The 12606-nt window shown below is 66.5% G+C and carries 14 protein-coding genes and 1 pseudogene; 6 read left to right on the forward strand and 9 right to left on the reverse strand.

Annotated features, from left to right (window positions below; genetic code table 11):
* The first annotated feature begins 122 nt into the window (after positions 1-122).
* The gene (locus G6N44_RS02205) at positions 123-566 is read left to right on the forward strand and encodes a universal stress protein (RefSeq protein WP_163660746.1); all 444 of its coding nucleotides are present in this window, start codon (positions 123-125) and stop codon (positions 564-566) included.
* A 16-nt stretch (positions 567-582) separates the two neighbouring features.
* Here G6N44_RS02205 and G6N44_RS02210 read toward each other — a convergent pair.
* Positions 583-684: pseudogene (locus G6N44_RS02210) on the reverse strand (MBL fold metallo-hydrolase); the annotation flags it as partial.
* Positions 685-728: 44 nt separating this feature from the next.
* Between G6N44_RS02210 and G6N44_RS02215 the strand changes: the two are divergent.
* Entirely contained in the window at positions 729-1163 is a 435-nt protein-coding gene (locus G6N44_RS02215; protein ID WP_163660748.1) for a hypothetical protein, read from the forward strand.
* Positions 1164-1211: 48 nt separating this feature from the next.
* Here G6N44_RS02215 and G6N44_RS29280 read toward each other — a convergent pair whose 3' ends face one another.
* The 5 genes from G6N44_RS29280 to G6N44_RS02235 form a co-directional block, all read right to left on the reverse strand.
* Positions 1212-1421 (reverse strand): hypothetical protein, encoded by a 210-nt coding sequence (locus G6N44_RS29280; protein WP_220099791.1) that lies wholly within the window; start codon positions 1419-1421, stop codon positions 1212-1214.
* Positions 1422-1700: 279 nt separating this feature from the next.
* On the reverse strand, positions 1701-2489 hold the full coding sequence (locus tag G6N44_RS29160; RefSeq protein ID WP_179964464.1) for a hypothetical protein: 789 nt from the start codon (positions 2487-2489) through the stop codon (positions 1701-1703).
* Positions 2490-2515: 26 nt separating this feature from the next.
* On the reverse strand, positions 2516-2788 hold the full coding sequence (locus G6N44_RS02225; protein ID WP_163660750.1) for a type VII secretion target: 273 nt from the start codon (positions 2786-2788) through the stop codon (positions 2516-2518).
* A gap of 117 nt (positions 2789-2905) precedes the next feature.
* Positions 2906-3313 carry a hypothetical protein gene (locus tag G6N44_RS02230; protein ID WP_163660752.1) on the reverse strand — a complete coding sequence of 136 codons (408 nt, stop codon included), beginning with the start codon at positions 3311-3313 and terminating at the stop codon, positions 2906-2908.
* A gap of 46 nt (positions 3314-3359) precedes the next feature.
* A complete protein-coding gene (locus tag G6N44_RS02235; RefSeq protein ID WP_163660754.1) occupies positions 3360-4043 on the reverse strand; it encodes an MBL fold metallo-hydrolase in 684 nt (227 codons plus the stop codon).
* 73 nt (positions 4044-4116) lie between these two features.
* Between G6N44_RS02235 and uvrA the strand changes: the two genes are divergently transcribed.
* Entirely contained in the window at positions 4117-7011 is a 2895-nt protein-coding gene (gene uvrA, locus G6N44_RS02240; protein ID WP_163660756.1) for an excinuclease ABC subunit UvrA, read from the forward strand.
* A 5-nt stretch (positions 7012-7016) separates the two neighbouring features.
* Here uvrA and G6N44_RS02245 read toward each other — a convergent pair whose 3' ends face one another.
* Complete coding sequence (locus G6N44_RS02245; RefSeq protein WP_163660758.1) at positions 7017-8177, reverse strand: winged helix DNA-binding domain-containing protein; 1161 nt, start codon at positions 8175-8177, stop codon at positions 7017-7019.
* A gap of 3 nt (positions 8178-8180) precedes the next feature.
* Positions 8181-8534, reverse strand: coding sequence for a hypothetical protein (locus G6N44_RS02250; protein ID WP_372508122.1), 354 nt, complete (start codon positions 8532-8534; stop codon positions 8181-8183).
* 93 nt (positions 8535-8627) lie between these two features.
* On the opposite strand from G6N44_RS02250, the gene G6N44_RS02255 reads away from it, so the two are divergent.
* The 3 genes from G6N44_RS02255 (at position 8628) to G6N44_RS02265 (ending at position 12102) form a co-directional block, all read left to right on the forward strand.
* Positions 8628-9098: a lipoprotein LpqH gene (locus tag G6N44_RS02255; RefSeq protein ID WP_163669508.1), complete on the forward strand. Its 471-nt coding sequence runs from the start codon at positions 8628-8630 to the stop codon at positions 9096-9098.
* A gap of 71 nt (positions 9099-9169) precedes the next feature.
* Positions 9170-10906, forward strand: a complete 1737-nt coding sequence (locus tag G6N44_RS02260) for a hypothetical protein (protein ID WP_163660760.1) — start codon at positions 9170-9172, stop codon at positions 10904-10906.
* Positions 10903-12102, forward strand: coding sequence for a CHAT domain-containing protein (locus G6N44_RS02265; RefSeq protein WP_163660762.1), 1200 nt, complete (start codon positions 10903-10905; stop codon positions 12100-12102). Before G6N44_RS02260 ends, G6N44_RS02265 begins: the two co-directional genes overlap by 4 nt.
* Position 12103: 1 nt before the next feature.
* Here the strand turns inward: G6N44_RS02265 and G6N44_RS02270 are convergent, their stop codons facing one another.
* Positions 12104-12544 carry a hypothetical protein gene (locus G6N44_RS02270; protein WP_163660764.1) on the reverse strand — a complete coding sequence of 147 codons (441 nt, stop codon included), beginning with the start codon at positions 12542-12544 and terminating at the stop codon, positions 12104-12106.
* Positions 12545-12606 lie beyond the last annotated feature (62 nt).

The following is a 12606-nucleotide window of genomic DNA, read 5'->3' on the forward strand; positions in this document are numbered from 1 at the left end:
CGGACGCCAATAGTGGGTCCAGTTGTCGGCTGGCCGTGCGGGTGTCGTGATTTGCGCCCCTGGCCAGCGGGCGACGGGTTACTGTCTCGGGTGGCGTTGCAACTGACAGTGGGAGGGTATTGATGAGCGCGTATCGAACCGTGGTGGTCGGCACCGACGGATCTGATTCGTCGTTGCGTGCAGTCGACCGCGCCGGTCTGATTGCCGCCGGGTCGAATGCCAAGCTGATCGTGGCAACCGCGTACTTCCCTCAGAGCGAAGACCAGCGTGCCGCCGATGTGCTCAAGGAGGAGGGCTACAAGATGGCGGGCAATGCGCCGATCTACGCCATCCTCCGCGAGGCGACCGAACGCGCAAAGGCGGCCGGCGCCACCGACATCGAGGAGCGGCCGGTTGTCGGCGCTCCGGTCGATGCGCTCGTCGAGCTGGCCGAGGACGTCCAGGCGGATCTGCTGGTGGTGGGCAACGTCGGCCTGAGCACGATTGCCGGCCGTCTGCTGGGCTCAGTGCCCGCGAATGTGGCACGCCGGTCCAAGACCGACGTGCTCATCGTCCACACCAGCTGAGCCGCCGGCTGCCCGACTACCAACCGCGCTCGCGCCACTCCCCGACATGGGGACGTTCGGCGCCGAGCGTGGTGTCGTCGCCGTGGCCGGGGTACACCACCGTGCTGTCGTCGAGACGTCGAATCGTAGATCCCACCACTGATGTGAATGAGATTATCGGCGTTGAACGACTTGAAAGTTCAGCGTGCCTGGCAGGATGCAGCGCGGCTGTCCAGTGAATTTGATGGTTTGCTGGTGCCGCTGATCGCCGCCGCGATGAACGCTGGTGTGGCGCATCCCGCGGCGAAGGACAGCGTGGGCGGGTCACGGAGCCCGAAGACGAAATCGTTGGCGTTCGGGTTGGTAGTGGACACCACGGGCGTCGAGGACTACCGCACGGCGTGGAATGCGTGGGACGCCGATAATGCGTGGGCCGAGCTGCTGAAGGTTGGCGCGAAGATCGCCGCCAAGGATCTGGATAAGCAGGGGCGGCGCGCATCCCGTCACGCCTCGTCGACCGGAAGACGTTGCGCGAGGACGGGACGTATGTCCTCGTCCAGGTTGATCATGAATTGGAGCCGGTCACGACCTCCGAGGCCAGCGCTTAGGATCACATGAAGAAACCCCCGGCCCAAATCACTTGTGGGCCGGGGGTCTTAATGGGGGTCACTTCTCGTGGATAAAGAACATCCCAAACGTATCCGGCCGCACGTGAACGCGTGTCTCTTTGCCATCGACCAAGACCGTTAAGTAGCACCACCCGCCGGGGGGTGTTCCTGTGACAAGTTTGACCACGTGATCCACTGGAGCATCTTCTGGCAACTCCAGATTGACTGGAGCGCCGTGCGGACCGACGAACGACAGAAGCTTAGTCATCAGTCTTCACCACTCGACTGCGAAGCATCCATACGAGGTGGCCGACGCCGTAGATCCCCGTCGCGGCACCCAGTACGACAGTGGTGGTGCTGACTCGCGATGAAAACGCCACGCCAATCCAGCACGAAATAGACATAGCAATCATGGCCAGCGCAGAAGCGAGGTGCGTGCGCTGCACAAGCTGTGGGCGCGATCGCGTACCCCGGCGCATGTACCAGGTGATCGCAAGACCAAGAACAAGTCCCGCGAGAATCGCCAGTGTTAAAGCCCCTATGGGCGTCATCCGCAATGCCTCATCTCGTTCAACGAATTAGCTACCAGCGCGCCACCGCTGAGGATGACTGGAAAGGTGCCACCAAGGGTAAATGGCATGCCAGCTATGCCAATTGCTACACCAGTGGTACCGGCAAGGGTTTGGCCAATATTGTTCCACACGTCGATGTTGTCGCAGGTGGGGAACATCTCAGGTGGACTGGCGTCGATCACCGTGGGCTGTGAGGGTGTCTGCTCGGTCTTGATCACTGGAGGCTCCCACGGGTCTGGGTCACCACCGTCCTGCTTGAACCCGCCCCAGCTGGCGGCTTGCACCGTTGGCCCGCTGAAGCCTATGCCGTCCAGTTCGACGGCCTTTTCCTGGAGGCGCTGACCGACCAGCGAATCGGCCTGTGCAAGCTGGTCGGCGTTCCACTGGATGTTCTCGGCATGCTCGCGGCAGGCGGTGTATCGCGCACTCATCGTGGCGACGTCTATCCGCCTGGTGTCGCGCACCTTCAGATCCTCGCTGACCTGAAACCCGGCTCCCTCGGCCTCGGCAATGGCGTCTACGGTCTTCTGCACGGCATTGCGTTGATCGGTGGCGCTGTCCTGAGCAATCGTGGCAGCTGCCCGCTGAACCTCACCCTGAGTCTGTACGACACGAGCGTCGGAGCTGACGTGGTCATATGCCGCATCGCGCCCCGTGCCGGTCCAGTCGGCATCGCCTACCGTCTGCCGGTACTGGCTGAATAGTCGGTCTGATTCGTCGGCAGCGGCACGCCAGCGGGTTGCCGCGTCATCGAGGTAGGACACGTCCCAGCCGGCGATCTCGGACCGCCTCACAGCGTCACCGCGATATCGTCGGCACCGTCACTGTCGGTGGTCTGATAGCTACCGGTGGCGACCCGGAGGCCATCGGCGAGCTCGGATGCACGGCCAGACTGTCTGTCCCGAACCGACGTCAGTGCCGCGTCCATGGCCGCAACGCCAGCGTGGCCCTGCCGGTTACCGCCGGGACCCCCGGCGGTGCTCGTGGCGAGGCTGGCGGCAACGTCGTCCCCCGTCATCGCCGCCGATGTCAGCCCATCGGTGTTGACCCGCAAATCTGCCACCTACGCCCCCTCAGATCAAAGGTGTGTAGCAACGCTACCAAACGCGCTGACTGGGGCAGCCCGCAAACAAAAGCCGCCCCGTCGATTCGTGACGGGGCGGTTTGGTTTAGGCGAGACTCACTGGTGGCGCTCGATCTCGGCTGCGGCTGCGATCATGTCCTTGCCCCACTCGCGGGCTTGGTCGGCCGTGCACGGATCGGGGACCTTCCCGGCGAACACGACCCGCTCGGCACGATCGTCGTCCCACTGCTGAATGACGATCTTCACGTCGCCGCGCGCCGTGCCATCAAAGAATCTGTACACGCTTGCGCCGTCGTCAATCCACTCGCTGCCCTTGCTGACCGCTCCCGCCGGCACGGGAACATCAGCCAGCCAGGTTTGCAACAGGTTCTCTTGGACGAGGCTGCGAGCGTATGCCACGAGCATCTCGTCCCTACGGGGATGGTCCATGCGGCTAAGCCCCTCCACCTGGGCTTGCTGGTCGGCATCGAGCTCACCGCGGAAGTCATTCCAGTCGTTGGTCATTGGGTGGCCCTTTCTCGCTTCTCTATGTGCGGCGACCCTCTGCGATTCACCAGCCGCGTTCGCGCCACTCAGATAGATGTGGACGCTCTGCGCCAAGGGTTGTGTCGTCGCCGTGGCCGGGGTACACCACCGTGCTGTCGTCGTAGACGTCGAACACCTTGGTGCTCACATCACCCAGTAGCCGCTCGAAGTCGCCCGGCTGCCAGGTCTTACCGACTCCGCCGGGAAACAGGCAGTCGCCGGTGAACAGGTGGGTTACTCCGTCAGGTGATTTCAGGGCCAGGGCGACCGAACCCTCGGTGTGCCCCTGAAGGTGGATCACGTCGAACGTCAGGTCGCCGATCGTGATGGTGTCGCCGTCGGCCAGGATCCGGTCGGGCGTCACCGGCAGTGGCTCGGCGTCGAGGGAGTGCGCGGCCGTCGGTGCGCCGGTGACCTCTGCCACAGCTTTCAGTGCCTGCCAGTGGTCGAAATGCTGGTGGCTGGTGACGATCAGGGACAGCTCGGGGGCCTGCTGCTTGATCACATCGAGGAGCACCTCGGCATCGTTTGCGGCGTCGATCAGCAGGGTTTCACCGGTGGAGTTGCAGGTCACGAGGTAGGCGTTGTTGTCCATCGGGCCCACCGACACCTTGATGATCGAGGCGTTCGGCAGGGTGCGCCGGGCGGCGGTCCGTGGCTCCTGGTGGCCGGTGTAGGTGTCGTCAACCGCGATGTGAGGGCTGGTCATAGCGCCACGGTATCCGGCTTGTCGGTGGGCGCACATAGCATGGGCGTGAAGTCTGTCGTGGGAAAGGAAACGCGTGGCTGACCGCCTGATCGTGAAGGGTGCGCGCGAGCACAATCTGCGGGGAGTCGACCTCGATCTGCCGCGTGATGCGCTGATCGTGTTCACCGGCCTGTCCGGGTCGGGCAAGTCCTCGCTGGCCTTCGACACCATCTTCGCCGAGGGGCAGCGCCGCTATGTGGAGTCGCTGTCGGCCTACGCCCGGCAGTTCCTCGGCCAGATGGACAAACCGGATGTCGACTTCATCGAGGGCCTGTCCCCGGCGGTGTCGATCGATCAGAAGTCGACCAACCGAAACCCCCGCTCGACGGTGGGCACCATCACCGAGGTCTACGACTACCTGCGCCTGCTGTACGCCCGCGCGGGCACCCCACACTGCCCGGTCTGTGGTGAGCGCATCGCCCGGCAGACTCCGCAGCAGATCGTGGACCAGGTCCTGGCCATGGACGAGGGCCTGCGTTTCCAGGTGCTGGCCCCGGTGGTCCGCACCCGCAAGGGCGAGTTCGTCGACCTGTTCGAGAAGCTCAACACGCAGGGCTACAGCCGGGTGCGGGTGGACGGCGTGGTGCATCCGCTGACCGACCCGCCCAAGCTCAAGAAGCAGGAAAAGCATGACATCGAGGTGGTCGTCGACCGGCTGACGGTCAAGGCCAGCTCCAAGCAGCGGCTGACGGACTCGGTGGAGACCGCGCTGAACCTGGCCGACGGCATCGTCGTGCTCGAGTTCGTCGACCGTGAGGACGACCATCCGCACCGGGAGCAACGCTTCTCCGAGAAGCTGGCCTGCCCCAACGGCCACCCGCTGGCGGTCGATGATCTGGAGCCCCGGTCGTTCTCGTTCAACTCGCCCTACGGCGCCTGCCCGGAGTGCACCGGCCTGGGTATCCGCAAGGAGGTCGACCCCGACCTGGTCGTCCCCGATCCGGAGCTGACCCTGGCCGGCGGCGCCATCGCGCCGTGGGCCGTCGGGCAGAGCGCCGAGTACTTCACCCGGATGCTGTCCGGGCTGGGCGATCAGCTCGGGTTCGACATCGACACCCCGTGGAAGAAGCTGCCGGCCAAGGCGCGCAAGGCGATTCTGGAAGGCTCGGATCACCAGGTCCACGTCCGGTACAAGAACCGCTACGGCCGCACCCGGTCCTACTACGCCGATTTCGAAGGCGTGATGGCGTTCCTGGCGCGACGCATGGAGCAGACCGACTCGGAGCAGATGAAGGAACGCTACGAGGGCTTCATGCGCGACATCCCCTGCCCCGAATGCAACGGCACCCGGCTCAAGCCCGAGATCCTCGCCGTGACACTGGCCGCCGGGGACCACGGTGCCAAGTCCATTGCCCAGGTGGCCGAGCTGTCGATCGCCGACTGCGCCGATTTCTTGAACGCCCTCACCCTGGGGACGCGTGAGCAGGCCATCGCCGGTCAGGTGCTCAAGGAGGTCCAGTCGCGGCTCGGCTTCCTGCTCGACGTCGGCCTGGACTATCTGTCGCTGTCGCGGGCAGCCGCGACGTTGTCCGGCGGTGAGGCGCAGCGCATCCGGCTGGCCACCCAGATCGGCTCCGGGCTGGTCGGTGTGCTCTACGTGCTGGACGAGCCGTCCATCGGCCTGCACCAGCGCGACAACCGCAGGTTGATCGACACCCTGGTCCGGTTGCGCGAACTGGGCAATACGCTCATCGTCGTCGAACACGATCTGGACACCATCGCGCATGCCGACTGGGTGGTCGACATCGGCCCGGCCGCCGGTGAGCACGGTGGCCGGATCGTGCACAGCGGAACGTATGCAGACCTGCTGACCAATCCTGAATCACTCACCGGCGCTTACCTTTCCGGCAAGGAGAGTATCGAGGTCCCGGCTGTTCGCCGACCCGCCGACAAGCGGCGCCAGGTCACCGTGGTCGGGGCGAGGGAGAACAACCTCCGCGAGATCGACGTCGCGTTCCCGCTCGGCGTGCTCACCTCCGTCACCGGGGTCTCAGGTTCCGGTAAGTCGACTCTGGTCAACGACATTCTGGCCTCGGTGATGGCGAACAAACTCAACGGTGCCCGGCAGGTGCCCGGCCGGCACACCCGGGTCAACGGACTCGACCAGTTGGACAAGCTGGTCCGCGTCGACCAGTCGCCGATCGGCCGGACGCCGCGCTCCAACGCAGCCACCTACACCGGGGTGTTCGACAAGATCCGGTCGTTGTTCGCCGCCACCACCGAGGCCAAGGTCCGCGGTTATCAGCCCGGGCGATTTTCGTTCAACGTCAAGGGCGGTCGGTGTGAGGCCTGCTCGGGTGACGGCACCATCAAGATCGAGATGAACTTCCTGCCCGACGTGTACGTGCCGTGCGAGGTGTGTCAGGGCGCCCGGTACAACCGGGAAACCCTCGAGGTGCACTACAAGGGCAAGACCATCGCCGAGGTCCTGGACATGTCGATCGAGGATGCCACCGAGTTCTTCGAGCCGATCAGTTCGATCCACCGCTACCTCAAGACCCTCGTCGACGTCGGCCTGGGTTATGTGCGGTTGGGACAGCCGGCGCCGACGTTGTCCGGCGGTGAGGCGCAACGCGTCAAGCTTGCTGCCGAACTGCAGAAGCGGTCTACCGGGCGCACCGTCTACATCCTCGATGAGCCGACCACCGGCCTGCACTTCGAAGACATCCGCAAACTGCTCAAAGTGATCAACGGCCTTGTCGACAAAGGCAATACGGTGATCGTCATCGAACACAACCTCGACGTGATCAAGACTTCGGACTGGATCGTGGACATGGGACCCGAGGGCGGGGCCGGGGGCGGCACCGTTGTAGCGCAGGGCACGCCCGAGGAAGTCGCGGCCGACCCCGCCAGCTACACCGGCCAGTTCCTCGCCGAGCTGATCGATGTACCGGCACCGAAACCCAAGCGCCGCAAGGCCAGCGCCTAGCGGGGTCAGCGCTTCGACAGGGGCGAGGGAAACCGGGGAACGGCACGGACTCCGGCCAGCCATTCGGTCAGCGCGTCCGCACGCTGCTGCAGCGCGCGCGTGCCGTCGCGGCCGAGGTCCTCCAACAGGTGTAGCTGGATACGGCCCTCAGCGTCCTGACTCCAGCCGCCGACGATCCGCCCGTCCCACCACGCGGTGGGCCCGCCGTTGCCGTTGGTGTCGAACACCTCCGGGCGATGATCGCCGAGGTACCAGTCGCGATCGAACCACCCCATCGTGGTGACGTCCAGGCCCGGGAGCAGGGCTGCCCACGGCTCAGGTTGCGGTTCAACCTCAAGATCGTCGGGCAGGACGTAACCGGTTTTTCCGTCCAGATCCACCTCGACAGCGCAGATGTCGCGCAACGCGTGACGGGCCCAGGTCAGAGTGTTGCCGAACCACCATTTGATGTCGGTGACCGTGGCCGGGCCGAATGTCTGCAACCAGGTGCGCACCAGCTCGGCGCGGGCCCGGTCCGGCTCGGCCGCCGGTCCGGTCGTTCCGAGCCAGTCGGAGGAAACCGTCCATCGTGGGCGGGAGGTGGTCCAACCGCCGTCGTTGGGGCCGCGCACGATCTCGCCGCGCACCCCGAGAACTGTCAAAACCCTTGGAGAAAGCGGTGCTTCACCGCCCCAACGCTTTCCTGGTGCCGGGTCGAAACTGCCGGCGAGTTCGGGCAGCGCGGCGCGCAGTTGTGCAGCAGGGGTAGGTCCGTGCTCACGCAGGTGGGCCAGCACCGCCTGGCATGCGGTGGCGACCCACTGGGAGCCGTCAACGGCCACCCCGGCCCTTTCCACATCGCCGACAAGTTTGCGGTGCTCGGTGCCGGCCACTCGGTCACTGGCCCCGGCCTGCACCAACGGCAGGTCCTCGGCGCGGACGACCCACAGCGTGCGGCGCATCGCAAGGTGTTTGAGCACCGTGCGCCGCTGATACAGGTCGTGGTCCAGAGTGTCGGTGGTGAACCCGGGCAGCCGCGCCCACAGGGACAGGTAGGGCGTCGAGGGGTCAGTCGCATGCAGGCCCACGAAAGCGCCAACGGTCGTGGCGACCGAGGGTGCCGGACGGCTCAGAAAGTGACGCCGGGCCAGCCGGGCACGGCGCTCGGCGACGGTGAATGTGCGCACGAATCAGGCGTCGTCCGACTTGCCCATGGACTCGCGGATCTGCTGCAGACGTTCAGCCGCCGCCTGCTGGCGCTTCTCATACTGTTCCTCGACGGAGCGGCCCTCCGGAGTCTCGGATGCCAACTCCGACGCCCCGATCGCCGTGCCGTAGCGGGTCTCGATCTTCTCCCGGACCGCGTCGAACGTCGGCACGCCTGCGGATGTGTAGCCGGTGTCGGCCGGGCTCGAAACCGGCCCGGGACCCTCGACCGGAGCCGCGGGAACGATCTCACCCTCCACCTCGGCGGCGTCCTCGGGTTGGTCCGGCTGCTCTGGATCCTTCGTCACGAAACCCACGTTACCTGCGGGAACCGACATTTCTTGGGATCGGTAGCACTTCGGCCCGCCAAGACTTCAGGACACGACGGAGCCATCGGGGCAACGCGGAACGAAGGGGAAGACGCAATGACCATGAATCGAGTGATCGCAGGCGCCATGGGACTGCTCGCGACCGGTGCGGTGCTGGTGGGCTGCTCGAACGACAAGCCGGCCGGGTCGGCGACCGATACCGAGGTCAGCTCCGGAGGCAACACCCAGGTGAAGGTGGACGGTTCGGACCTGGCCGGCCTCGACCTGAACTCGGTCACCTGTGTCAAGCAGGGCGGCAAGATCAACGTGGCCAGCGCTGCGACCGGCGGCCAGCAGGGCCTGGGCGTGGTGATGACCGACGAGGCCACGCCGAAGGTCGAGTCGCTCGGACTGGTCTTTGAGGGCAGCGCGCTGGCCGTCAGCGAGGCCATGGGTGTCAAGGTCGGTTCGGCCGAGGTCAAGGTCGACGGGGACACCTACACCATCACCGGTGAGGCGTCGGGCGCCGACATGAAGAACCCGATGGCCGGGATGATCAACAAGCCGTTCACCATCACGGTGTCCTGCAGCTGATCTCCCGACAAGGCGGGCGTGCCCGGCACACCATCTGCCGGGTACGCCCGCCGCTTTTGTATGGTGCGGAGGTGACCATCGTCGGCGAGCTCCACCTCGCCCGTCACCTGGCGCTGGCCGCCGACGAGGGTGCTGCCCACGACCTCCTGGTGTCCTTGCTACCCCGGATCGAGCAGGCCGACCGCGACGACCATGCCTTCGAGGTGTTCGCCCAGCTCGGCGAGATCTTCCTGGTACGAACCGCGTATGACGGTGTGGTGGAGAGCATTTCCCGGATCCGCGACACTTTGGCGATCTACGCCGCGATTCGCTCGGGGCAACGGCCCGATCTTGCCGCACAGACCACCATGGCCGATCCCGAGATCGACCACATGATCTGCCGCTACGCCCGCCGGCTGGAGTTCCTCGAAGCCGGACTGGCTGCTGCACGCGGCGATCACGACGGTGCGGCAGCACATCTGGCGACCCTGATCGAAACCTCAGGGGATTACGACGATTTACGGCGCGAGCATCGTAACCTGATCTGCCACACGCGAATTCTGATCGCGAGCAGTCTGTGCGACGACGATCTGTATGCCGCATCGGTGCCGGTGTGGGCCGAGGTGCTCGAGGTCCTGCAGCATCCGGAGGCCGACGCCGAGACCGATCACCTGTTCGTCACCGGAGCACTCGGCTACGGTCGGTTCTGCATCGAGTCCGGCCGTCTGGACGAGGCCGAGCCATGGTTGCGCCGGGCCGGTGCCCGTGCAGCGGCCCGGGGCTGGAAACTCGCCACCGCCCGCACCCAGCTTGAGCGGGGGGCCGCGGCCTGGACCGCCGGTCGGTACGCCGAGACCCAGGACCTGGTGACCGAGGCCTACCCGGTGATCGCCGAGCATGCCCGCGCCCACGACGTGTCCCGGAGTTGGCTGTACTTCGGACTGATCCGGGTGGGCCTGGGGAAGTTGCGGGAGGCCGACGAATGCTGGGAGCACGCCGAGCGGCATTGGCGCGAGATCGAGCGGCCCTTGCATATTCACCGGATTCTGCTGCAGCGCAGCTGGATCGCCCTGTTCCGGGGCGCCTTCGACGAGGCGATCGCGATGGTGGAGGAGGCCAGGGCGCTGCTCGATGCGTCGCCGCGGCACAGCTGGTTGCAGTACGCGCGACTGGACGCGCACCTGGGCAACATCTGGCGGGCCGACGCACTGGCGGAGATGGGTTTCGACGGCCTGGGCAAGCCGGGGCAGAGCTGGGAGCAGGTCGAGGCTCGGCATGCCGCGGGAACTGGCACGTTCAACTGCCGCCCGGGTAGCCGCAAGTACCGCCGGGGGATGGTCAAGCTGGGCCGGGCCGCGGATCTGAAGGTGCCTGCGGCGCTGGCGGTTGATTCGGTTCGCTACACGATCACCGACGCCGGGGCCAGGGCCCGGTGGGCCGGCAGCGTCTCGGCGCCGTTGCTGGCGGGGGCATTCGCGGTGGCCTGGGAATCGGACAATACCGAGCTGACCTGTGAGTTGATCGAATACCACAGTGCGCGAGGGACGTTCAGCACCGATCGGGCCGATCAGCCGGGGGCGGTCGCCGAATGGGCGGAGACGGCGACGGCCGTCGTTCCGGTCGAGGCCGAACTCGCCCCGCAACTCGCCGTCGCGGCCGCGGCGGCGCCGGTCGACTTCGAAGGCTCGCTGACCCGGCTGGGACCGTTGCCGCCGCTGCGGATCGACCCGACTTCGGGTCCGATCCTGAGCGACTACCGGCTGCTGGCGCTGCAGCGGTATGGGCGGGACGTCACCGCACCTGGCACGGATTGGACGACCTGGCCATGACCGACACGCTGGTGATGCGATTCGCCGACGTCGGCATCGCGACCTATGTCAGCCTGCGCGTGGTGGGAGAGCCGCAACGTTCGGTGACCTGGGTGATCGAGGAACCGCACATGGAGGCGGTGGAGTCGTTGTTCACCCCGGCGCTGCCGGATCCGATCGGTACCGAAACACCCGCCGAGGCTGTCGAACGGGCGGTGGCTACCGGCGCGTTCGCGGCCCCGGAGACCGAATTCGAACTGGCCCGCGTGCTCGGTTCGAATCTGATCGGCATGGACGCCTGGCAACTACTTGCCGATTGCGTCGCCGACATCCGTCCGGTGCTGTTCGTGACGCCGAGCCCGCGGTTGGGCCGGGTGCCCTGGGGTCAGCTGGCGATGCCGGGCACCCACGGCTTCCGGCTGATGGAGTTGGTGGACGTGCTGATGGCGGTGCCGCCCAACATCGTTCATGCCCCGCGCAGCCCCGCCCGGTGGCCCGAACGCCAGCACCGTCCACCGGTGCTCGTCCTGGATCCCCGCATCCCCGGGCAGCGACCAGATTCGGCGCTGGGCTCGGTGCTGGGCCGCCCATCGCCGAACACGCCACTGTCGGAGCATTTCGGTGAGCTGGTGGCCGGCGACTCTGTCCTGCCCGAGGTGGACGAGGCGGTCGAGCTGTTCCGCCGCACCGACACCGACCGGCAGTGGTTGGCCGATGCCTGCGCGCAGCACCCGAGCCGGCTGCTCTACGTCGGGCATGCCAGCGCCGCAGACGGTGCCGCCGGGCACGCCGATCGTGCAGCCCTGCACCTGGCCGAGGCGCAACCGCTGACCGCGGGGGAGATGATCGCGACGCAGCTGCCGATTCCACCCCGAGTGGCGTTGCTGGCGTGCGCATCCGGCGGTGACTATCGATTCGACGAGGCGGCCGGACTCGTTGCCGCGATGATCCTGGGCGGTGCGCAACTGGTGACCGCCACCTTGTGGTCGCTGCCGACCACGGCCGGGTTCCGTCAGTTCGGTCCGGCCGGTGCACAGGCCGATCCGATGGCGGAGACCATCGTCGGGGTCGATCTGGCTCATCGGGCGGACGACGCGGGCCTGACGGTGAACCGCTGGCAGCGGGCGTTGATGCGCCGGTGGCGTGACGGCGACCTGACCGCCAGCCCGCTGCACTGGGCCGCTGTGGCCACCTTCACCGTCGACGGCACCCGCTGAGTCAAGCCGGCGTCACGCAGACGGCCACTCTGTTCTCATCGCCCGGCCGGTAGTACGCATCGATCACGTTGCCCGGTGACACCTTCGCCAGCGCCGACGCCGGGATCAGTGCGCGCTGACGCACCGGGAACTGGCCGCCGTCGCGCCGGCTGACCATCAGGTCGAGTTCAACCTCGCGGTAGTCCTCGCGGATGGTCCCGGTGGCCCGCATCCCGGTGACGATCCCGGGCGACCGGGTGCCGGTGCGGATCAACTCGAGCTGCACCCTGGTCATGAGCCCCTTGCGGATCAGCATGTGGTCGAACTCGGCCACCAACTCCCCGAGGGTGACCAGACGCTCGTCGGCCTCGTCGTCGCGCAAGACACCCCGCACCCGGCGGGTGGCGGTCAGCACACCGGCGCAGCACAGGCACAGGACGGTGAGCAGCACGGTGTCGGTCATGTCCCCAAGGGTCCGGCCGAGCAACCGCTACCGAACCCAACTTCGGCCTCTATCCTGGTGCC

The sequence above is a fragment of the Mycolicibacterium alvei genome, assembly GCF_010727325.1.
Lineage (GTDB): Bacteria > Actinomycetota > Actinomycetes > Mycobacteriales > Mycobacteriaceae > Mycobacterium > Mycobacterium alvei.

Bases quoted from the DNA above. Each gene is read 5' to 3' on its own strand.
- G6N44_RS02205 (WP_163660746.1), top strand. From the start codon at position 123: ATGAGCGCGTATCGAACCGTGGTGGTCGGCACCGACGGATCTGATTCG.
- G6N44_RS29280 (WP_220099791.1), bottom strand. From the start codon at position 1,421: ATGACTAAGCTTCTGTCGTTCGTCGGTCCGCACGGCGCTCCAGTCAAT.
- G6N44_RS02230 (WP_163660752.1), bottom strand. From the start codon at position 3,313: ATGACCAACGACTGGAATGACTTCCGCGGTGAGCTCGATGCCGACCAG.
- G6N44_RS02235 (WP_163660754.1), bottom strand. From the start codon at position 4,043: ATGACCAGCCCTCACATCGCGGTTGACGACACCTACACCGGCCACCAG.
- G6N44_RS02250 (WP_372508122.1), bottom strand. From the start codon at position 8,534: ATGTCGGTTCCCGCAGGTAACGTGGGTTTCGTGACGAAGGATCCAGAG.
- G6N44_RS02255 (WP_163669508.1), top strand. From the start codon at position 8,628: ATGAATCGAGTGATCGCAGGCGCCATGGGACTGCTCGCGACCGGTGCG.
- G6N44_RS02265 (WP_163660762.1), top strand. From the start codon at position 10,903: ATGACCGACACGCTGGTGATGCGATTCGCCGACGTCGGCATCGCGACC.
- G6N44_RS02270 (WP_163660764.1), bottom strand. From the start codon at position 12,544: ATGACCGACACCGTGCTGCTCACCGTCCTGTGCCTGTGCTGCGCCGGT.